Below are 19,860 nucleotides of genomic sequence, written 5' to 3'. Positions count from 1 at the left end.
AGCCATTGAACCCGAAAAGAGAGGCATCTCGCGGGTGCAAGTCGGTGGATCCAGGTTTAGTCCGCCGTGCTGAGATGGACCATGGCGTCGTAGAGCTGTTCTTCCGTCATCGGCGGCTCGGGGATCGGATGTGCCCGCTGAGCCCGGTAGGCGTCGAGCATGAGGTAGAGGTGACGTCGCCACGCGTTGGGCGCGGTCGTGCTCGTGGCGTCCATCATCCGGCCGTTGGACCAGATGAGGTTGACAATGTCGGCCAGCGTGATGTCGGGGCGCGCCTCGCCGGCTTCTTGGGCTCGGGTGAGCACGTCTTCGATCTGTCGGCACATCTGGTCGTGGATGCGCTCGGTGTCAGCGCTGCCGGGGAAGCGGCGGGAGAGGAAGTCGTTGAAACCTCGGTCACCCGCCTGCACGCGAAACAGGTTCTCCAGGTAGTAGACGAACCCTTCCCACGGATCGTCGATCTCCAAGGCCTTCTTGGACCCATCGGTGAACTCCCGAAGTCGAGGCTCAAGGGCGGCCAGGAACAGGTCCAGACGGGTCGGGAAGTGGCGATACAGGGTCCCGATGGCGACATCGGCGTCGCGAGCGATCCTCTCTAAGGAGGCATCCACACCTCGGGCGGCGAACTCTCGCCGTGCCGCGGCGATGAGCCTGTCATGGCGCTCCTGGGCGTCCCGGCGCAGGGGCGTCCGCGTCCGCTCAACGTCGCTGATGCTCACGCAGCCAATTTACCTCGGAAGCCGAGGGTGCCCTCCGGTCTGGCTCAGTAGCGCCGAACCTACGCCAAGGGCGGAAAGTCCTTTGCCAGATTTCTCGCCGCTGTCCGGAATACATGAGGCACCCCTCCGGTTCAATCCAATAACCGGAGGGGTACCTCACCTTAGTTCTCCAATCGACCACCCAGCGAGAACCCGACGGCCAACCGATACAGACACCACGAAGGAGCACGTCATGAGCAGCATCAGCATCATCGGCTCGGGGAACATGGCCAGAGCCATCGGCGCCCTGGCCCTCAAGGGAGGCAACACCGTCGAGGTCATAGCTCGGGATGCGGACAAGGCCGGGGCCCTGGCCCGGGCGCTCGGCAACGGCGCCACGGCCGGAACGTGGGGCGCCACACCGACCGGGGACATCGTCATCCTCGCCGTGCTCTTCGCGGGCGCCGTGCCGGTCGTCAGCGAGTATGGAGGGGCCCTGGCCGACAAGATCGTCGTCGACATCACGAACCCCTTCAACGCCCACGCCACTGGGCTGGCCGTCCCTCATGACACCTCCATCGCACAGATGGTCGCCGAGGCCGCCCCCGCAAGCACCCACGTCGTGAAGGCGTTCAACACCCTCTTCAGCCACATCCTGGCCGCGGGCGACCCGGTGGATGTGTTCATGGCCGGGGATGACACGCAGGCCAAGGCGACCGTCGCTGCGTTCGTCACGAGCCTCGGACTTCGCCCTCGGGACGCCGGTGACCTGAGCATGGCGCAGTGGTTGGAGGGTGCGAGCCTGCTGGAGATGGGCCTGGCCCGCAACGGCCTGGGGTTCAACCTCTCCCTCGGCGTCAACCTCGGAGGAATGGAGTAATCGTGGGAAAGCTCGATGGCAAGGTCGCTGTGATCACAGGCGCGACAAGTGGCATGGCGCTGGCCGGTGCCAAGTTGTTCGTTGATGAAGGAGCTCACGTCTTCATTTCGGGCCGGCGGAAGGACGCGGTGGACGAAGCCGTCAAGCTGATCGGCCGGAACGTGACCGGCGTGCAGGCCGATTCGGCCGACCTCGATGATCTGGACCATCTGTTCGAGACGGTCAAGCAGGAGAAGGGCACGATCGACGTGTTGTGGACGAGTGCTGGCGGGGGCGAGCAGGGCAGGCTCGGCGAGATCACCGAGGAGCAGTTCGATGCCGCCTTCTCGCTGAACGCGCGCGGCACGCTGTTCACGGTCCAGAAGGCGCTGCCACTGTTCAACGATGGAGGCTCGATCTTCATGACTGGGTCGAACGCTTCGCTGCGGGGCTACCCCGATTGGAGTGTGTACGCAGCGAGCAAGGCCGTGCTGCCGGCCTACGCACGGGTATGGGTGGCCGAGTTGAGGGACAGGAGGATCCGGGTGAACGTGCTGACGCCCGGCTCGGTCGCCACGCCGATGATGGGCGACGTGCTGAGCGCGGAGATGAAGGCGATGTTCGAGTCCGTGATCCCGCGGCGAGAGATGGGCCACCCTGAGGAGATCGCGTCGGTCGCGTTGTTCCTCGCCTCGGACGACTCCAGCTACGTCAATGGCATGGAGCTGGTTGCCGACGGCGGCACCACCGTGATCTGAGCGCGCCGCCGGTGGGTATCATCGCCCGCCGGCGGCAGACGCCGTCGTTGGCAGCAGCTCCCGCAGGACGCCCGCACCCCTGTGCGCGCTGCCGAGGTCGAGGGACGCAAGCTTGCTGAACGGGGCGCCCGCAAGGCGGCCTAAGTTAAGGCGTCCACCACGGGCGCAGCGGCAGGTCGCCGGCACCGCCCCTGTCATCGGGCTTCACCGCGAGCACCTGGTGCAACTGGATCCCACCGGTCTCGAAGGCGAGCCGCGAACCGGCCATGTAGAGGCCCCACACCTTCGCGGTGGGAAGTCCGACCTCGGCGACCGCCTCGTCCCAGTGCTCGACGAGGTTGGCGCACCAGTCGCGCAGGGTCATCGCGTAGTGGGGACGCAGGTTCTCCTCGTGCAGCACCTCCAAGCCGGCATCCTGGGCCTCGCTGATGATGCGGCCCGAGCCGGTGAGCTCGCCGTCGGGGAACACATAGCGGTCGATGAAGCCGCGGGTCGACGGTTCCGACCGATTGTCGGGCCGGGTGATGCAGTGGTTGAGCAAGAGCGCGCCTGGGCGCATCCGTGACTGCAGGAACGTGAAGTACGACGGATAGTTGCGAACTCCGATGTGCTCGAGCAACCCGATCGACGACACCGCGTCGAAGTCGGTCTCCGCGATGTCGCGGTAGTCGCCGAAGCGAACCTCGGCCAGATGGCTGAGGCCCTCTTCGGCGATGGCCTGCTGCGCCCACGAGGTCTGCTCCTCCGAGAGCGTGACGCCCGTGGCCTTGACGCCGCGCCGGGCGGCGTAGCGCACCATGCCGCCCCACCCGCAGCCCACATCGAGCAGCCGGTCGCCCGGCTTCAGCCGCAGCTTCTGGAACACCAGCCGGTACTTGTTCGCCTGCGCTTCGTCGAGGGATGCATCGGGCCGCGGGTAGCAGGCGCACGTGTAGGTCATCGACGGCCCGAGCACCCACTCGTAGAAGGTGTTCGAGACGTCGTAGTGGTGGTGGATCGCCTCGGCGTCGCGGCTCTTGCTGTGCCGGAGACCCGTGGCGATGCGGCGCCAGCGGGGCGGCACCTCCTCGGGCGGCGGCGCGATCGGCCGCAGGTGCTCGACGCCGATCGAACGGAAGATGTGTGCCATCACCCGCGGCGACGGCAGCTTGAAGACCAGGTCGCCCGAGAGCGCCTTGAGCAGCTCGTAGGGATCGCCGGGGTGCACGCCCTGGGCCTCGAGGTCGCCGGCGATGTACGCCCGGGCCAGCCCGAGATCGCCGCGAGCGGTCGCGAGGTAGGTCGTTCCGCGCGGCGTCTTCAGGTCCAGCCCGAACGGGGCGTCCGGCGGTCCGGCCGAGCTCCCGTCGTAGGCGGTGAATCTCAGCGGGAGTCGCCCGGCGGTGAGGATCTCGAGGATCTCGGCGAGAGTGAGCTTGCCAGCGGCATCCGCTCGTTCCGAAGCATCCGCCTCCGCCTTCTCCGCTTGTTCCGCGGGTTCCTTGAACGAGGTCATCGTCGTTGCACCGCTTTCGCATAGAGGTCGAGGAGTCGTGAATCGGGGTCGTATCGCTGTTTCACGGCCCGATAGGTCTGCCCGCCGTAGAGTTCGTCGAACTCCTCGGGCGAGTAGTAGGAGTCGGAGTAGAGCGACTTGTGCCCGTCGACCTCGCCGACCTTGCGTTCGATCAGCCGGTTCGACTCCCCCGGTGCCGACCCGACCGGCACCGTCGACCAGAAGCCGACGTTGACGTACGCCTGCTGCGGCCGCATCGGGTAGAGCGGCCAGCCCTCGGCGTCGCGCAAGCGAAGCGGGCACAGCCAGATCGGCTCGATCGGCACGTTGGCGAGGAACCAGTCGAGGAACTCGGCGCACCGCTCGATCGGCACCTCGACGTCTTGGATCACGCGTTCTCGCGGCGGGCGCCCTCTGAGCTTCTCGAGGCGATCGCCGAGGTCGAATCGCCGTTCGTAGCGCATGAGCTTCGAGTACGAGCTGCTGCGCCGATACCGCCGCGGCCAGAGCCTCCGGATGAGCGGATGCTGCGCGCCGAATGCTTCCGAGCACCAGAACCAGTCGGCATCCCACCGCCACAGGTAGTCGTGAACGGTGAGCCGGTCGTGCTTGGCGCCGTCGTCGTGCTGGATCGAGCGGTAGAAGATCTGCTGGCCGGTGTAGTCGCTGACGGGTCCGGATGTCGCGGTCTGCACGCCGACGCACAGGTAGCTCTCGTCGGCGCTGAACACCACACCGTCGAGGTAGTCGACGGGAACTCCGTGCAGGGTGCCGCTGTCGATGATGCGGTCCATCGTCGCGACCAGATCGGTGAGTGAGTGGAACCGCAAGTGCGTGAGCGCGACGAACGGCTTCACGGGCTCGAGTTCGATGCGCAGCCGCACCGCATAGCCCAGCGTGCCGTAGGAATTCGGGAAGGCGCGGTAGAGGTCGGCGTGCTCGGCGGGTGATGCGGTGAGCACCTCACCGGCGCCGGTGAGGACATCGAGCTCGAGCACCGACTCGTGCGGCAGGCCGTTGCGGAACGAGGTCGACTCGATGCCGAGGCCGGTGGCCGCGCCGCCGAGAGTGATGGTCTTCAGTTGGGGTACGACCAGCGGCGCGAGCCCGTAGGGCAGCGTCGCAGCGACGAGGTGCTCGTAGGTGCACATGCCGGCCACGTCGGCGGTTCGCGCCTCGGCGTCGATCGCGATGACGCCCGTCAGGCCCGAGGTGTCGAGGCCCGGAGCGTTGGTGGCCGCGCGTGAACGGAAGAGATTCGAGGTGGGCTTGGCGAGCCGGACCGAGGCCGTCGCAGGAACTGCCCGATAGCTCTCGAGAAGGCGCTGCACGCCATCGGCGTGAGCGGCCCGTGCGTCAGTCGCAGGAACGGACACGTCTCCACGGTAGTCCGCCGACATCCGTCCCGGAATGGATGTCACATTTCCGATGTCTGCGGTGTCTTAACGAGTGAAGGCCCAAGGAGGAATGATGCGCGTCGATCAGAAACAGCGGCTCAGCATGAGCGATCGGCTCGCGGCGCGGCTGGCAGCGACCGAGTTCGGACGACGGTCGTCGCGGCTGTGGGCGGAGTTGCGCCGCCGGCCCGTGCCGAACCACTGGACCAACCTGTTCGGCGTCGTCACCGCCGCGTGCGTTTTCGTGCTGTTCGTCACCGGCCTCGTGCTCATGTTCTTCTACACGCCATCGAACGACGTCGTGACGTATGACGGCTCGTATGCCCCGCTCCGCGGCGCCGAGGTGTCGAAGGCGTTCGACTCGACGATGCTCGTGAGCTTCGACGTGCCGGGCGGGCTCCTCGTTCGACAGGCGCACCACTGGGCGGCGCTGCTGCTCCCGGCATCCGTGATCCTCCAGATGCTGAGCATCTACTTCACCGGCGGGTTCCGACGACCGCGCCGCGTTGCCTGGGTGCTGCTGTTCCTCGTGTTCGTGTCGGCGCTCGCCGCCGGTTGGAGCGGTTACGCGCTCCCCGACGACATGCTGTCGGGCACGGGTCTTCGGATCGTCGAGGGGATCACCCTCGGCATCCCCTTCATCGGCACCGACATCTCGCGGCTGCTCTTCGGCGGCGCATTCCCAGGGAACGTGCTCGCCAACCTCTACTCGCTGCACCTCGCGGTCTCAGTCGCACTGCTGGTGCTCCTCGTCGTGCGAGCCGTTGTCTGGTTCCGGCAGCGGTCGCCGCAGTTCCGGGGTTCGGGCCGCACCGATACCCGCGTCGTGGGTGTGCCGCTCGTGCCGAACGCCGCGCGCCGGGGCCTGGGCCTCGGGCTCCTCGTGAGCGGCATCCTCGTGCTCATCTCCGCGACCGTGACCATCAGCCCGATCTGGCTCTACGGGCCGTCGTCGCCCGGGGATGCCTCGGCGGGAAGCCAGCCCGACTGGTACACGGGCTTCCTCGACGGGGCCCTCCGGCTGGTTCCGCCGGGATGGGAGTTCGTCTGGCTCGACCGCACGTGGACGCTCGCCCTGCTCGTTCCCCTCGCCGTCATCACGTTGGCGCTGGCGATCGTGGCGGTGTATCCCTTCCTCGAGGAGTGGATCGCCGACGACGACCGCGACCACCACTTGCTCGACCGCCCTCGTGACACGCCCACGCGCACCGGAATCGGCGTGGCCGGGCTCGTGTTCTTCGGCGTGCTGTGGCTCGCTGGCAGCGCCGACCTCGTCGCCGTCGCCTTCTCGCTGACCATCGAGGGCGTGATCGCGACGCTGCAGCTCTGCGTGCTTCTCGGGCCGGTCATCGCGTTCGAGCTCACTCGTCGGGTCTGCCTCGGGCTGCAGCGGAAGGACCGCGAGGTCGTGCTCCACGGGTTCGAGACCGGCCGCATCGTCCGCCTGCCGGGCGGTGAGTACATCGAGGTGCACCGGCCCGTCAGCGACGACGAGCGGGAACGGCTCGTCGGCGTCGTCGACCAGGTGCCGGCGGTCCTCCGCCCCGACGCGCGCGGCAGGCTCACGCCGGGGCGACGGTTGCAGGTTCGACTCTCACGGTTCTTCTTCGAACACCGGATCGCCCGCCCGGTCGCAGCTCAGCTCGAGCAACCAGACCGGCCGCCCGAGGTCAGCCCCGCTCGCTGAAGAACTCCACCGCGGCCTGCCGGAAGACCCGCGAGCCCGGCGCGTTGAAGTGGTGCCGATCGGGAAGTTCGACGAACACACCGTTCGGCGTGGCATCCGCCAGTCCCTTCGATCGCTCGAGGATCGCGTCGTTGCTGCCGGTGGCGAACAGGATGCGCTGCATCGGCGGATGCTCGGGATCTGGGTCGGCGTCGCCGATGCGCATGCCCCCGGCGAGCGCGACGAGCGCACGGATGTCGTTGCCCGCGACCCGCTCGGCGAGGGTGACGTAGTTGCGGGTGACGGGATCATCGACCGGGGTGCCGTGCTCCGCGTAGGCGCGGGCCTGCTCGATCTGCAGGCGCGCGAGCGGGCGCCCATCGGGGATGCCGCCGAGCACCGCACGCTCGATGCGGTCGGGCACCTGCACCGCGACCTGCCAGCCGACCCGCGCGCCGAGCGAGTACCCGGCGTACTGCACGGTGTCGAGCAGGTAGGTGTCGAGCACCGTGACGAGGTCGTCGACCAGGGCATCCATGCTGAACGCGGATGCCTCGTGCGGCTTGTCGCTGGCCCCGTGACCGCGCTGGTCGACGCCGAGCACCCGGAAGCCCGCGCGCGTGAGGTCGCGCACCCACCCCGTGCTCACCCAGTTGTCGCGGCAGCTCGACGCGAACCCGTGCACGCACAGCACCGTCGGGGCATCCTCCTCGCCCCACAGGTACGTGGCGATGCGGCGCCCGTCGGCCGACATCACGTACTGCGGCGCCGGCATCTCGGTCAGGGTGGAAATGGCATCGACCATGTCGGCCATTCTGCCCGTCGGGCAGCGCGTCCGCAGCCTATGGACATATTGGTCAGCGGATGCCTCGGCGATCGTCGACGACAGGGCGAAGGCGGATAACGATGGCGGCGGCGTCAGGCCTGCCCTTCGACATCCTGGCCGATCACCTCGACGTCGACGTAATAGAAGATGCCGACGAATCCACCCTGCTCGGCCCAGGAACGCTTCAGCTCGTAGGTCCGCGGCACATTGCCAGCAGGCGGGGCTTGGCGGATCACGTCCTCGAACGCGTCGGCGAAGTCGGACTGTGATGATCCTCGTACCAGCATTGCGACTCCGTTCCCATGACGACCCGACGAGCGGCGATCCCTAGGGGCGAACCTACGCCGCCCCCACTCTCAGCAGGGACCCCCAGAACGTGGGTGGCATGCTCGTCGCCTACGAACGCTCGACGCTGATCGAGCGGAGCGCGTACTGCCGCACGCGCACGAACCGGGTCGCGGCGCACGTCGACAGCAGCGGTTCGGACGGGGCCTCTTCGAGCTCCACGACGACGACACCGTCGGCGCCCTCCAGGCGCACGCGCCATCCGGCGTCGGCCGCCTCCTCGGCAATCGGCGGGAACGACGCGATCCGGTCGTCGCCGAACGCCTCACGCGCATAGTGCTGGGCAGCCTGCACCGGATGCGTCAGCGAGCTGCGTCCGCGGTATCGCTCCGGCACGACGCGTCCATCTTCGAAGGCGTCAGCGATCCGCACGGGATCGCCGTCGTCGGCGTAGCCGTAGTAGAGCCCGTGCGGGAACACCACCATCGTTCCGGCGAACCGGTCGCCGCCGAGGTGCGAACACTCCCACGTCTCCTCGGGATGCGCCTCGGCGAGCGCGGTGACCACGCGGCGCCCGCGCACGGCGCAGCACTGGTCGTGACGGGCGTGGGTGCAGACGCAATAGAGCGGACGCGACGACGGGATGCCGGTGGACCCGTCGAGCGGCACGTCGAGCAGCGCCGCGGCATCCGTCACCTCTCCCCACACCACGCTCTCGTGACCCGGCCGCGAATCGACGATCGCCCACCGCTGCGTCGACGGAGCTTCCCGGCGGCCCGTGCGACGGATGGCGAGCGGCCGCATGCCGGCGCCTTCGATGCGCCGCACGAGGGCGCGTCCGAGCGTGCGGTCGAACGGCTCGTTGAGCAGGGCATTGTGCCCCCAGCTCGCCGCGACCTCGATGAGGAACCAGCGCAGTCCGCGCGAGCCCGTGCCGACCAGCGGATCGTCCCGCTCGCGGGCGCGATCGCTGCACGGTGCCCAGTGCTCGGCGACGAGAGTCACGCGGGCGCCACCACGAATCCCTCGCGCACGAGCCGGCGCACGACCACGACGGCGCTCTCGGCGTCGAGACCGGGCAGCTCCCCCGCCGTGACGACGTCGCCCGTGGCGAGTCGGCGCACGGCCTGTTCGGCCTCGACCGGCAGCGACAACGTCTTCGTGCGCGCCACGATGCGCACTCGATCCTCGACCGTCGTGACGCGCACCGAAAGCGACTCACGCCACCGCACCGGGGTCGACGCGTCGAGCGTCGCGAGCGCCTCGAGCGTCGCGAGCGGGGCGACGGGCTCGGCACGCGTGGCGGCGTCGAAGCGGCTGCCGAGGATGGCGGCCGGCCGCGAGGCATCCGTGTGCCGCAGCGTCTCGATGAGTGCCTGCACGGTCTGCTCGACGATCGGCGCAAGAGCTTCGGCGTCGCGCAGGTCGAGGCCGAGCGGCAGCGAGGCGCGCAACGCGGCGTTGTCGCCGACCTGTCCGACGAGTGCATCCACGATGTCGGCACGCGTGTAGGCCGACATGCCCACGGTCAGGTGCACGGATGTCGCACCGAGCGCGGTCGCCGAGTGGATCCATCCGCGCGGAAGGTAGAGGGCATCGCCCGGTCGCAGCACGACGTCGATCACCGGTTCGTGCGTCGCCGCTCGAGCAACGGCGGCGCGGTGGTCGTCCCACGGCTGCGAGCGCAGCGGATCGACGATCACCGGCGCGTGGATGCGCCAGTGCTTCTCGCCAGCGATCTGCAGCACGAAGACGTCGTGGGTGTCGTAGTGCGGGTCGAACCCCTGCGACGACGGCGGGGTCACGTAGGCGTTCACCTGCGCAGGGTGGCCGAGGTCGTCGACGAGTTCGCGCGTGAAGTCGATGATCGCCGGCCAGAGCCGGTGCAGTCCCTGCAGCACGATGGTCGCGCCGCCCGCGAACTCGGCGAGCACCTTGTCGCTCGAGACCTGGTCGGCGACCTCCGCGCCGAAACCACCTGAAGCGGTGTAGGCGGATGCCGCGAGCACCGTGCCCTCGTGAGCCATACGGATGAACGGGGTGCGCACGCCGCGCCGGGTGATGAGCTCGTCGACCGCCGCGGCTGAGAAGAGGTCGTCGAAGCCGTAGGCCAGTTCGTCGGCCGTCGAGAGAAGCGGCTCATGGCCCCAGAACCGTTCGGCGAACTCGTCAGCCGACACCCGGATGCAGCGCGAGAGCGCGGGCCGACCTTCCGGCCCGCGCTCCGAGCGGGTCATTACGCCGAACCGTCGGCGCCGCCGTCGTGGCCCTCGGGGTTGGCGCCGCCGTCGGCTGCGCCCTCTCCCTCAGCGGCGGATCCATCGGCGCCGCCATCGTGGCCGCCCGGGTTGGCGCCGCCGTCGGCGACACCCTCGCCCTCAGCAGCCGATCCGTCAGCGGCACCATCGTGGCCACTGGGGTTTGCGCCGCCATCGGCGACGCCCTCCCCCTCAGAGCCCGGCTCGAGGGTGATGTCGTCATCGTTGATCGTCATGCGATGTCCTCTCGTTGCGTCCTCGCCCAGCGTATCGAGGGCTTCCGGCGGATGCGATGGCTTGACGCGATCCGTTCACCTCGACCCCGCCCTCGCTGCAGCCCGGGTCCGCTGCCCGCCTGAACCGCGCGGCGAGGTGGATTTCCGGCAAGCGCTGTCCGAGGGTCTATACATCCGATCTTTAATCGGGCAGCATGGGGTTTCGCCACCTGGAGACCGTGTTGCTGCGGTGGCGCGGAATGAAACACCAGACCAATGACGCTCCGGAGGTTCACCCCCATGCTCGACCGCGAAATCCCTCGGCGCCGCGCGCTCCAGCTCGGCGGACTCGCCGCGATCGCCCCACTCATCTCCCACGCCGTGACGGCCCACCCGGCGGCAGCGCTCACGTCGCACGCGGCCGGAACGGCCGCGGCGGCAGCCGCTGCGACAGCCCTGCCCGAACTCTCCCCGAAATCGCTCTGGTACGGCACCCCCGCCACGAACTGGGAGACCCAGGCACTGCCGATCGGCAATGGGCGCCTCGGAGCGATGCTGTTCGGCGACCCGCTCGAGGAGGTCGTGCAGTTCAACGAACAGAGCCTTTGGGGCGGGGTCAACAACTACGACAACGCGCTCGCGGGCCGACCCGACAACGTCTTCGACACGAGCATGACGGGCTTCGGCTCCTACCGCGACTTCGGCACGATGAAGATCACTTTCGGTGAGCGGCCCAGCGTCACCTCGCCCGGCGGTCCGTACCAGATCTCGGGCTCAGAGCGACTCGAGAACTCCTACGACGGCAGCCCGAACACGAAGTGGTGCATCATCGCTCCCCCGGCGCACGTGCTCTGGCAGGCGGAGCTGCCTGCACCGGCGGTCGTCTCGTCGTACAGCTTCACGAGCGCGAACGACGTGCCGCAGCGCGACCCGCAGGAGTGGACGGTGCACGGCTCCGACGACGGCGTCGCCTGGACGAGCCTCGACGCCCGCACCGGTGCTCCGTTCGAGCGGCGCTTCCAGGCGAAGACGTTCGAGTTCGCGAACACGACGGCCTATCGCTTCTACCGCATCGATTTCGTGCCGAAGTCGGGCGTCAGCCACTTCCAGGTCGCCGAGATCAGCCTTGGCGGGGTGACGCTCGGCCAGGGCGGCATCGTCTACGTCGCCTCCGCGAGCGGCCACGAGGAAGGGCTCGTGCAGAGCGTCGACGGCGACCCGGCCACCGCATGGTCGGTGGCTGACGCCGGATCCGGAGCGGCGTGGCAGCTCGAGCTCGGCTCGAAGCGGGCGCTCACCGGCTACGTGCTCACGAGCGCAGCGGATGCCCCCGAGCGCGACCCCCGTGACTGGATGCTCGAGGCGTCGAATGACGGGCTCTCGTGGCATCCGCTCGACACGAAATCAGGCGTGAGCTTCACCGGACGCGGCGAGGCGAAAGCATTCGCGTTCTCGAACTCGACCGCCTACTCGCTGTATCGCCTCACGTTCACGGCGCCGGGCGCGCTGCGGCTCGCCGGGGTCGCGTTCACGGGCAACGGGTTCGACACCCGGAGCCAGCGTGCGGCCGTCGGCTACCGCCGGGCCCTCGACACGGCGATCGGGGTGCACTCCGCGCATTTCGCGACGAGCGAGGGCACCGTGCTGCGCGAGGCGTTCTCGAGCCGCGACGCCGACGTCGTGGTGTTGCGTTTCACGACGGATGCCGCGACCGGGCTCACCGGCGTGATCTCCCTCGCGTCGGCGCAGGAGAACTCACCCACCTCGGTCGACGCCGGCGCGGGCCGCATCGGGTTCCAGGGCGTGATGGGCAACGGCCTGAAGCACGCCGCGACGATCCGCATCGCCGACACCGACGGCGCGGTGAGCACGGTCGGCGCGACCCTGCGGGTCGAGGGAGCGTCGACGCTGACCTTGCTGCTCGACGCACGTACCGACTACAAACTCAGCGCGGCCGACGGATGGCGCGGCGTCGATCCCCAGCCGGGCATCGACGCCGCGCTCGACGCGGCAGCGGCCCGCACCTACGACGACCTGCGCGAGACGCACGCCGCGCAGATGTCGGCACTCATGTCACGCGCCACCGTGCACTGGGGCGACACGGATGCCTCGGTGCTCAAGCTCCCCACGAGCCGGCGCCTCGCGCGATACGCCGCGGGCGAATCCGACCCGACCCTCGAGCAGGCGATGTACGACTTCGGCCGCTACCTGCTGGCGAGCTCGTCGCGTCCGGGCGGCCTGCCCGCGAACCTGCAGGGCATCTGGAACAACAGCAACCAGCCGGCATGGGGCAGCGACTTCCACACGAACATCAACGTGCAGATGAACTACTGGGCCGCGGAGACGACCGACCTGCCCGAGTCGCACGAGGCGCTCATCGCGTTCATCCAGCAGGTGGCGATTCCGAGCCGGGTGGCGACGCGGAACGCGTTCGGCGCCGACACCCGAGGGTGGACCGCCCGCACCTCGCAGAGCGCCTTCGGCGGCAACGGGTGGGAGTGGAACACGGTCGCGAGCGCCTGGTATGCGCAGCACGTCTACGAGCACTGGGCGTTCACGCAAGACCGCGCCTATCTCCGCGAGGTCGCCTATCCGGTGATCAAGGAGATCTGCGAGTTCTGGCAGGACCGCTTGAAGGAGCTCCCCGACGGCACCCTCGTCGCACCCGACGGCTGGTCGCCCGAGCACGGGCCGCGTGAAGACGGCGTGATGCACGACCAGCAGATCATCTGGGACCTGTTCCAGAACTACCTCGACTGCGTCGACGTGCTCGAGATCGACGCCGAGTACCGCGCGACGATCGCCGACCTGCAGTCCCGCCTCGCGCCGAACAAGATCGGCAGCTGGGGGCAGCTCCAGGAGTGGCAGTCCGATCGGGATGATCCCGCGGACCTCCACCGCCACACGTCGCACCTCTTCGCCGTGTACCCGGGCAGGCAGATCACGTCGACGACCCCTGAGTTCCAGGCCGCCGCACTCGTCTCCTTGAAGGCGCGATGCGGCGAGAAGGAGGGCGTGCCGTTCACGGATGCCACGGTGTCGGGTGACAGCCGCCGTTCATGGACGTGGCCGTGGCGCGCAGCGCTGTTCGCGCGGCTCGGCGACGCCGAGCGTGCTCGGTTCATGGTGCGCGGCCTCCTCCGGTTCAACACGCTGCCGAACTTGTTCTGCAACCACCCGCCGTTCCAGCTCGACGGCAACTTCGGCATCCCCGGAGCGATCTCCGAGATGCTGCTGCAGAGTCACGGCGGTGTGATCCACCTGCTGCCGGCGCTCCCGGAGGAGTGGGGCGCGAACGGCTCGTTCTCAGGGCTGCGGGCGCGCGGTGGGTACAAGGTGAGCTGCGAATGGCGTGACGGCCGGGTCGTCTCCTTCGACGTGGTGGCCGATCGGGCGCCGGACATGCGGAATGTCGCTGTCCTCGTGAACGGCGCTACGCGGAAGGTGAAGCCGGCCAACACGAAGACCGGCGAGCCGATGCGTGACCTGGGGGCGGCGCCGGCCTGATCGGTGCGCCGCCATGCGCGCTCAGGTGCCGTCGTCGGTCGGGTCGTCGTCATAGAGTTCGTCGAGCAGCTCGGCCGCATCCTGATTGCCGGTCGCCGCGAGGCGCCGAAGCTCGGCGACGTCGCCGTTCGCCGCGGCGAGCTGCACGAGCTCGTCCATGGCGTCGGTGTTGCCGCTCTCGGCGAGCAGCCGCAGCTCGTACGCGTCCTCGCGCTCGCCGGCCAACTCCACGAGCTGCGCGGCCGCGTCCTCGTCGCCCCTCGCGGCTCGTTCCCTCAAGTACGCGAGCTCGGCATCCGACATGACGTCCCCTTCCTCGACTCGATGGGGTCAATGTAGCGCTCGGATGCCCCGGCCCGCATCGGTCTCGTCAGGGCTCTTTCGCGAAGTCGCTCTGACGGTGGCTGCTGGCAGACTCATCTCATGATCACGAGCAGCGGCACGCCGGGCGGCACACCCGAGCGGCCGGCGGTGTTCTTCTCCGGGCCCGAAGAGTTCCGCGCCTGGCTCGAGGCCAACCACGACACCGAGACCGAACTGTGGATGGGCCTCTACAAGAAGCACGTGCCCGTTCGCGGGCTCACCTGGGAACAGGCGGTGCCCGAGGCATTGTGCTTCGGATGGATCGACTCCGTGTCCCAGCGCATCGACGACGATGCACGTCGTCAGCGCTGGACCCCGCGCAAGCCCGCGAGCATCTGGTCGAGCGTGAACATCGCCCTCGTCGAGAAGCTCACCGCCGCAGACCGCATGCACCCCGCCGGCCTCGCCGCGTTCGAGCGGCGGCGCGAAGACCGGTCTGGCGTGTACTCCCACGAGAACCCCGATAGTGAGCTGCCGCCCGAGGCCGCTGCGCGGTTGGCGACGGATGCCGCGGCATCCGCTTTCTGGCAGGCGGCCACCGCAACCTACCGCCGCCAGGTCACCCACTGGGTGGTCTCGGCCAAGCAGGAGGCCACGCGCGAACGCCGGCTCGTGCAGGTCATCGAAGACAGCGCGGCGGGTCGGATGGTGCCCTTCCAGCGCTACGGCGAGACGCCCAAGTGGGTGGAGAGAGCCGCGGCTGCCGCGCACGCCGCGGCGGAGCACCCACGCCGGTAGCTCGCTCGTCTGCCGGTAGGCGCGTTCGTCTGCCGCTCGCCTACGTCGGCTCCGGCGTCCATCTCGCTAGACTCCGACCATGTCGCGAGGGGGGTGCTCGAGACGCACCGCCCTGCTTGCGGGCGTCGCGTTGCTCACGGCCGGTTGCGCGACTGCCCGGTCGCACAGCATCCCGCCAGCGGCTCCACGCCCTCTGCCGAGCGTTCCTCCGACCGCATTCGCCGTCAGCCCGAGCCCAAGCCCGACACCGATACTGCCACCCCAGGTGGATCCGCTGGCCGTGGCGGAGAGGTTCCGCGGCGCCCAGGCGAACCAGTGGGGGCTCTTCGTCGATGGGGTCGAGAACGAGCTTGCGGTGAGCCACCACGGTTCCACGCCACTCGTCGCGTTGACGCTCGATGCCTGCGGCGGGTCATCCGGAGGGAACGTCGACGAAGTGCTGCTCGACCACCTCGTGACGCAGGGAATCCCCGCCACCCTGTTCCTCAATCAGCGGTGGATCGAGTCGAACGAAGCGTTGGCGCGTCAGCTCGCCGGCATGCCGCAGTTCGAGTTGGGCAATCACGGGACGGCGCACCGCCCGCTGTCGATCTCCGGCCGGTCGGCCTATGACATACCGGGCACTACGTGCGTCGATGAGGTCGTGGAGGAGATCTGGAGCAACCACCTCACGCTCTCGCAACTCGCGGGATACCCCCCGCGGTGGTTCCGCTCCGGTACTGCTCACTACGACGAAGTCGCTGTGGCGATCGTGCAGGCGTTGGGTGAGCGGGTCGTCGGGTTCACCGTCAACGGAGACGGCGGCGCGACGTACGACGCCGCGGCTGTGGAGAGCGAGACGCGAATGCTGGCCCCCGGCGGAATCGCGATCGCCCACATGAACCAGCCCGGTTCAGGAACGGCCGCCGGACTTGCCGCCGCCACGAGAGCTCTCACCGACGAGGGATACCGCTTCACCCTGCTCGATGGAGCGGCTTCACGGTGAATTGCGATTGCGCCCTACCCGGCTGATGTCGCGAACTGGAGTGCGAACCGCGCAACCTTGTCGACGTAGTCGTTGTCGTGGTTGTAGGAGAACACCGCCGCCCGCCACCCTTCGGGGCTCGTCATCGACCCCGACGCGCAGAGGTACCGTGCCGCAGCCTGAGCGGCGTCGTCGATCTGGTGAGGGTCGGCTACTCCGTCGCCGTTCCCATCGCTCGCCCACCTGGCCCAGGTCGACGGGATGAACTGCATCGGTCCGACGGCCCGATCCCATGTGACGTCGCCGTCGAGGACGCCGCCGTCGGTGTCCTCGATCGTGGCAACACCGTCGCCGTCGAGGGCCCGTCCGATGATCGACGGCCAGGCATTGCCGTTCTCATCGAGCACCGAATCGCCGTAGCTCCCATGACCCGACTCGATCGCACCGATGGCGGCGATCGTGGCCCAGTCGAGACCGCACTCCGGATCCTCCGTGGCGATCGCGAAGTGCGACCGCGCGTACGCCGTCAAGGCTCGCTCGGGGATGCCTGTCGCCGACGCGATCCGCACGATCCACGCGGAATCGACCAGCAGCATCGGCGACGCCGGGCCTGATTCTGCCGTCGGCTCCTCGATCGCCTTGGTCTGACCGTCGACCTGCGCGTCCTGTGCACTCTGGTCGCTCGGCGCGCTCTGCTCGCTCCCCTCGCTCTGATCGGGCTGCACGGTCACCGGTGGCAGGGCCACATTCAGGCCGTTCGCGGCCGGCGCCGCGAATCCGCCGGGGTCGGCCGCGAGCCCCACGACGTTCACCGCGAAGATGACGCCGACCACCAACGCGACGGCCAAGGCGACGGCGCCGGCCACGAGGCCGGCATATCCCGCAGCACGGCGAGCGACCTGCCTTCCCGTGGCTCGAGCTGGGCGACGCTCGCCGTACTCGTCGGCGTCGGAATCGTCATCCCAAGACATCGGTGGTCGCTCCGTTCGGGCGTTGGTTCATGGGTTGCCCGCCGGGTCGACCGTCGCCAGTTCGTTCGAGTTCTGCGTCGATGACCCGCCCCCTCAGATTACCCGCACGCCGTACGCCTGTACACGAGCACTTCTCACGTTCGCGGTTCGGGAGTGATTCGCCTCGAGCTCGACCAGCAGGCGGGCATGATTCCGCTCGACACGCATTCCCGCGAGGAGCACAGTGAGAGAGCGGCATCCGATCGCACCGGATCTCTGCCCCGCGAAGGAGCCCCCATGACCGGCGAAAAGACACTCGCGTCCGCGGCGGACAGCCCCGCGGACTACGCCCGCTTCGGATTGGACCCGACCACCATCGCCCAGTGGGAGGACGGCGCCCGCACCGACAACCGGCCGGGCACCTACGAGTGGTGGTACTTCGACGCGCACCTCGACGACGGCGCGAAGCTCGTGGTGGTGTTCATGAACAAGGACATCGTGAACCCGAACCAGCACCTGTCGCCATTGCTGCGACTGAGCCTCGACCTGCCCGATGGCCGCTCGTTCGAGAAGGTCGTGAACCTGCCGCGCGCATCGTGGACTGCAGCGACCGACCGGGCCGACGTGTGGCTGGCCGGCAACCGATTCGAGGGCGACCTGCACACGTACCGCATCACGGCGACGGCGGAGGAGGTGTCGGTCGACATGACGCTGACCGGCGAGATCCGACCGTGGCGGCCGGCGACGGGCCACCTGCTCTTCGGTGCCGATCGCGAGCTCGAGTTCGCGTGGCTGCCCGCCGTGCCACAAGGGGCCGTGACCGGCAGCTACACGGTCGGCGACGACACCACGCACGTCACCGGCGTCGGCTATCACGACCACAACTGGGGCAACGTGGGCCTGCTGAAGATCATCCACGACTGGTACTGGGCCCGTGGCCAGGCCGGCCCGTACAGTGTCATCGCGTCGTACATCACGGCCGTCGAGGAGTTCGGCCACCAGACGATTCCGGTCTTCATGCTGGCGCGCGATGGCCAGATCGTCGCGGATGACGCGTCGCTGGTGCAGTTCGAGACCGAGGGCGTCTACACCGACGACCTCACCGGCAAGCCCGTGGCATCCGTCGTCCGCTACATCTACGAGCACGGCGACGAGAAGGTCGTGGTCACGTTCACCCGAGAGCGCGACCTCGCCAGGGCCCTCATGGTCGACGGGATGCCGCGCGCGAAACGCCTGCTGGCGAAGCTGGCCCATTTCGACGGCGCGTACCTGCGCTTTGCCGGCCCGATGACGGTCACGGTGTTCCGGTCGGGCGAGCAGGTCGAGGAGTTCTCCGACGACGCCATCTGGGAGCTGATGTACTTCGGGCACGCGCCAGCCCGGCCGATCCCGGTGGCGTAGGCGGGTGCGACTTCGATGCCGATGAAACCGCGCACTCGAACTCACGGCGCCAGGCTCGCGGCGGCCGCCGAGCACCTCAGCTTCGCCGCGCAGGCGCGGTCGCTGGCGCCGCTCGGGTGTGTCTCATGATCGGCGAGACGCTGATGATCAGCGCGGCGCACCCTGATAGGGCGAGCGGCGGCAACTGATGGCTGAACGCCTGGGGCATGGCGGTGCCCGGTTCCTGTTGGCGATGATCGACGGCGGAGGGACCGTTCCGCCGGCCCTCGGTCTCGCCGCCGAACTCGTTCGGCGGGGCCATCAGGTGCGGGTACTGGCCGATCCGACGATCGAAGCGTCGGCCAGATCGGCTGGTTGCGCGTTCAGCCCGTGGAGGGATGCGCCCCACGTCAACTCCCGAGCCGAGCAGACCGCCCTGATCGCCGCGATGGAGGGGCGCAACCCCCTGCGCGCCTTCCGGGCGGTCAAAGACTACGCCGGGAAGGACATGACCAGGCGCTTCGCCGGTGACGTCGTGGCGACCATTCGCGAGTTCCCCGTGGATGCCGTCCTGGCGGATCCCCTCCCGGGAATCCTGATCGGGGCCCAGTCGACCGGCCTACCGACCGCCGCTCTGCTTGCACAGATCTACCTGCGGCCCACACCGGGCCTGCCCCTGATGGGGACCGGCTGGTCGCCGGGTCCGGGCGTGCTTCGCCGGGCGAGGGACACGCTGGCCCCGAGGGCCGTTTCGTGGCTCGTCGGCCGCACCCTGCCACGGCTCAACGCCGTGGTGGCAAGCTACGGACAGCCGCCGCTGCACGACGTATTCGAGTTGTTCGACCGATGCACCAAGGTCCTGGTCATGACCAGTCCGTCGTTCGACTTCGTCGCCCCCCGGCTGCCAGCCAATGTCAGATACGTCGGGCCGCAGCTCGACGACCCCGCTTGGGCAGCCGCCGAGTGGCATTCTCAGGGCACCGACCCGCTCGTCCTCGTCGCCACCAGTTCGATCTTCCAACACCAGGTCGGCCTGCTCCAGCGCATCGCTCGGGCACTGGGCCAGCTCCCCGTGCGGGGGCTCATGACCACCGGCACTGCGGTGGATCCGGACGAAATCGAGGCGCCACCCAATGTCGAGGTCGTTCAGGCGGCGCCGCACAGCCGAATACTCACCGAGGCATCCGTCGTCATCACTCACGCCGGCCACGGCACGATGATCAAGGCTCTCGCGGCCGGTGTCCCGCTGGTGTGCATTCCGATGGGCCGCGACCAGAAGGACAACACGGTGCGAGCTCTTCAGCACGGCTCCTGCGTACGCCTGAGCGCGAAGTCGACGCCGGACAAGATCGCGGCAGCTGTCGCCGACCTCTTGGACGATCCCCACTACGCGGCAGCGGCTCGCCGTTTCGCAGACATCCTTGCGCAGGAAGCCGCCACGATGCCCAGCGCGGCCGACGAAGCTGAAGCCATGGTGCGAGGCTGACGGCATTGTGCACGG

At 68.7% G+C, this 19,860-nt stretch carries 18 protein-coding genes; 8 read left to right on the top strand and 10 right to left on the bottom strand.

Annotated features, from left to right (window positions below; all coding sequences use genetic code 11):
- Positions 1-56: 56 nt before the first annotated feature.
- Positions 57-719, bottom strand: a complete 663-nt coding sequence (locus QFZ29_RS01920; RefSeq protein ID WP_306892552.1) for a TetR/AcrR family transcriptional regulator — start codon at positions 717-719, stop codon at positions 57-59.
- A 232-nt stretch (positions 720-951) separates the two neighbouring features.
- Between QFZ29_RS01920 and QFZ29_RS01915 the strand changes: the two genes are divergently transcribed.
- On the top strand, positions 952-1,578 hold the full coding sequence (locus tag QFZ29_RS01915; RefSeq protein WP_306892551.1) for an NADPH-dependent F420 reductase: 627 nt from the start codon (positions 952-954) through the stop codon (positions 1,576-1,578).
- A 2-nt stretch (positions 1,579-1,580) separates the two neighbouring features.
- The gene (locus tag QFZ29_RS01910; RefSeq protein WP_306892550.1) at positions 1,581-2,315 is read left to right on the top strand and encodes an SDR family NAD(P)-dependent oxidoreductase; all 735 of its coding nucleotides are present in this window, start codon (positions 1,581-1,583) and stop codon (positions 2,313-2,315) included.
- 145 nt (positions 2,316-2,460) lie between these two features.
- Here the strand turns inward: QFZ29_RS01910 and QFZ29_RS01905 are convergent, their stop codons facing one another.
- Entirely contained in the window at positions 2,461-3,810 is a 1,350-nt protein-coding gene (locus QFZ29_RS01905; RefSeq protein ID WP_306892549.1) for a class I SAM-dependent methyltransferase, read from the bottom strand.
- Positions 3,807-5,186 (bottom strand): FAD-binding oxidoreductase, encoded by a 1,380-nt coding sequence (locus QFZ29_RS01900; RefSeq protein WP_306892548.1) that lies wholly within the window; start codon positions 5,184-5,186, stop codon positions 3,807-3,809. Before QFZ29_RS01900 ends, QFZ29_RS01905 begins: the two co-directional genes overlap by 4 nt.
- 94 nt (positions 5,187-5,280) lie before the next feature.
- Here QFZ29_RS01900 and qcrB point away from each other — a divergent pair, with 94 nt between their 5' ends.
- Complete coding sequence (gene qcrB, locus QFZ29_RS01895) at positions 5,281-6,894, top strand: cytochrome bc1 complex cytochrome b subunit (RefSeq protein ID WP_306892547.1); 1,614 nt, start codon at positions 5,281-5,283, stop codon at positions 6,892-6,894.
- Here qcrB and QFZ29_RS01890 read toward each other — a convergent pair.
- The 5 genes from QFZ29_RS01890 to QFZ29_RS01870 form a co-directional block, all read right to left on the bottom strand.
- A complete protein-coding gene (locus QFZ29_RS01890; RefSeq protein WP_306892546.1) occupies positions 6,878-7,678 on the bottom strand; it encodes an alpha/beta fold hydrolase in 801 nt (266 codons plus the stop codon). The genes qcrB and QFZ29_RS01890 overlap by 17 nt on opposite strands.
- Before the next feature lie 113 nt (positions 7,679-7,791).
- A complete protein-coding gene (locus tag QFZ29_RS01885; RefSeq protein ID WP_306892544.1) occupies positions 7,792-7,986 on the bottom strand; it encodes a hypothetical protein in 195 nt (64 codons plus the stop codon).
- 109 nt (positions 7,987-8,095) lie between these two features.
- Positions 8,096-8,989 (bottom strand): sucrase ferredoxin, encoded by an 894-nt coding sequence (locus QFZ29_RS01880; protein WP_306892543.1) that lies wholly within the window; start codon positions 8,987-8,989, stop codon positions 8,096-8,098.
- Positions 8,986-10,221, bottom strand: a complete 1,236-nt coding sequence (locus QFZ29_RS01875) for a cupin domain-containing protein (RefSeq protein ID WP_306892541.1) — start codon at positions 10,219-10,221, stop codon at positions 8,986-8,988. Before QFZ29_RS01875 ends, QFZ29_RS01880 begins: the two co-directional genes overlap by 4 nt.
- Complete coding sequence (locus QFZ29_RS01870; RefSeq protein ID WP_306892540.1) at positions 10,221-10,478, bottom strand: BatC protein; 258 nt, start codon at positions 10,476-10,478, stop codon at positions 10,221-10,223. Before QFZ29_RS01870 ends, QFZ29_RS01875 begins: the two co-directional genes overlap by 1 nt.
- A 279-nt stretch (positions 10,479-10,757) precedes the next feature.
- Here QFZ29_RS01870 and QFZ29_RS01865 point away from each other — a divergent pair, with 279 nt between their 5' ends.
- On the top strand, positions 10,758-13,964 hold the full coding sequence (locus QFZ29_RS01865) for a glycosyl hydrolase family 95 catalytic domain-containing protein (protein WP_306892539.1): 3,207 nt from the start codon (positions 10,758-10,760) through the stop codon (positions 13,962-13,964).
- Between the two features lie 21 nt (positions 13,965-13,985).
- On the opposite strand, the gene QFZ29_RS01860 is transcribed toward QFZ29_RS01865, so the two are convergent.
- The gene (locus tag QFZ29_RS01860; protein WP_306892538.1) at positions 13,986-14,267 is read right to left on the bottom strand and encodes a hypothetical protein; all 282 of its coding nucleotides are present in this window, start codon (positions 14,265-14,267) and stop codon (positions 13,986-13,988) included.
- Positions 14,268-14,387: 120 nt separating this feature from the next.
- On the opposite strand from QFZ29_RS01860, the gene QFZ29_RS01855 reads away from it, so the two are divergent.
- Together QFZ29_RS01855 and QFZ29_RS01850 are read left to right on the top strand one after the other, a co-directional pair.
- Positions 14,388-15,065 (top strand): YdeI/OmpD-associated family protein, encoded by a 678-nt coding sequence (locus QFZ29_RS01855; RefSeq protein WP_306892537.1) that lies wholly within the window; start codon positions 14,388-14,390, stop codon positions 15,063-15,065.
- Between the two features lie 265 nt (positions 15,066-15,330).
- Positions 15,331-16,050 carry a polysaccharide deacetylase family protein gene (locus QFZ29_RS01850; RefSeq protein WP_306892536.1) on the top strand — a complete coding sequence of 240 codons (720 nt, stop codon included), beginning with the start codon at positions 15,331-15,333 and terminating at the stop codon, positions 16,048-16,050.
- 14 nt (positions 16,051-16,064) lie between these two features.
- Here the strand turns inward: QFZ29_RS01850 and QFZ29_RS01845 are convergent, their stop codons facing one another.
- Positions 16,065-17,000 (bottom strand): lytic transglycosylase domain-containing protein, encoded by a 936-nt coding sequence (locus QFZ29_RS01845; protein WP_306892535.1) that lies wholly within the window; start codon positions 16,998-17,000, stop codon positions 16,065-16,067.
- 276 nt (positions 17,001-17,276) lie between these two features.
- Between QFZ29_RS01845 and QFZ29_RS01840 the strand changes: the two genes are divergently transcribed.
- Together QFZ29_RS01840 and QFZ29_RS01835 are read left to right on the top strand one after the other, a co-directional pair.
- Positions 17,277-18,380 carry a lipocalin-like domain-containing protein gene (locus QFZ29_RS01840; protein ID WP_306892533.1) on the top strand — a complete coding sequence of 368 codons (1,104 nt, stop codon included), beginning with the start codon at positions 17,277-17,279 and terminating at the stop codon, positions 18,378-18,380.
- Between the two features lie 187 nt (positions 18,381-18,567).
- Positions 18,568-19,845 carry a glycosyltransferase gene (locus tag QFZ29_RS01835; RefSeq protein WP_306892532.1) on the top strand — a complete coding sequence of 426 codons (1,278 nt, stop codon included), beginning with the start codon at positions 18,568-18,570 and terminating at the stop codon, positions 19,843-19,845.
- Positions 19,846-19,860 lie beyond the last annotated feature (15 nt).

It is taken from the genome of Agromyces albus (assembly GCF_030815405.1).
GTDB lineage: Bacteria > Actinomycetota > Actinomycetes > Actinomycetales > Microbacteriaceae > Agromyces > Agromyces albus_A.
Note: the sequence above shows the minus strand (reverse complement) of the source record. Positions and strands in the feature narration are given on the sequence as shown.

Coding starts and splice junctions, on each gene's coding strand:
- QFZ29_RS01915 (WP_306892551.1), top strand. CDS start 952: ATGAGCAGCATCAGCATCATCGGCTCGGGGAACATGGCCAGAGCCATC.
- QFZ29_RS01905 (WP_306892549.1), bottom strand. CDS start 3,810: ATGACCTCGTTCAAGGAACCCGCGGAACAAGCGGAGAAGGCGGAGGCG.
- qcrB (WP_306892547.1), top strand. CDS start 5,281: ATGCGCGTCGATCAGAAACAGCGGCTCAGCATGAGCGATCGGCTCGCG.
- QFZ29_RS01890 (WP_306892546.1), bottom strand. CDS start 7,678: ATGGTCGATGCCATTTCCACCCTGACCGAGATGCCGGCGCCGCAGTAC.
- QFZ29_RS01885 (WP_306892544.1), bottom strand. CDS start 7,986: ATGCTGGTACGAGGATCATCACAGTCCGACTTCGCCGACGCGTTCGAG.
- QFZ29_RS01875 (WP_306892541.1), bottom strand. CDS start 10,221: ATGACCCGCTCGGAGCGCGGGCCGGAAGGTCGGCCCGCGCTCTCGCGC.
- QFZ29_RS01870 (WP_306892540.1), bottom strand. CDS start 10,478: ATGACGATCAACGATGACGACATCACCCTCGAGCCGGGCTCTGAGGGG.
- QFZ29_RS01865 (WP_306892539.1), top strand. CDS start 10,758: ATGCTCGACCGCGAAATCCCTCGGCGCCGCGCGCTCCAGCTCGGCGGA.
- QFZ29_RS01860 (WP_306892538.1), bottom strand. CDS start 14,267: ATGTCGGATGCCGAGCTCGCGTACTTGAGGGAACGAGCCGCGAGGGGC.
- QFZ29_RS01855 (WP_306892537.1), top strand. CDS start 14,388: ATGATCACGAGCAGCGGCACGCCGGGCGGCACACCCGAGCGGCCGGCG.
- QFZ29_RS01845 (WP_306892535.1), bottom strand. CDS start 17,000: ATGTCTTGGGATGACGATTCCGACGCCGACGAGTACGGCGAGCGTCGC.
- QFZ29_RS01840 (WP_306892533.1), top strand. CDS start 17,277: ATGACCGGCGAAAAGACACTCGCGTCCGCGGCGGACAGCCCCGCGGAC.
- QFZ29_RS01835 (WP_306892532.1), top strand. CDS start 18,568: ATGGCTGAACGCCTGGGGCATGGCGGTGCCCGGTTCCTGTTGGCGATG.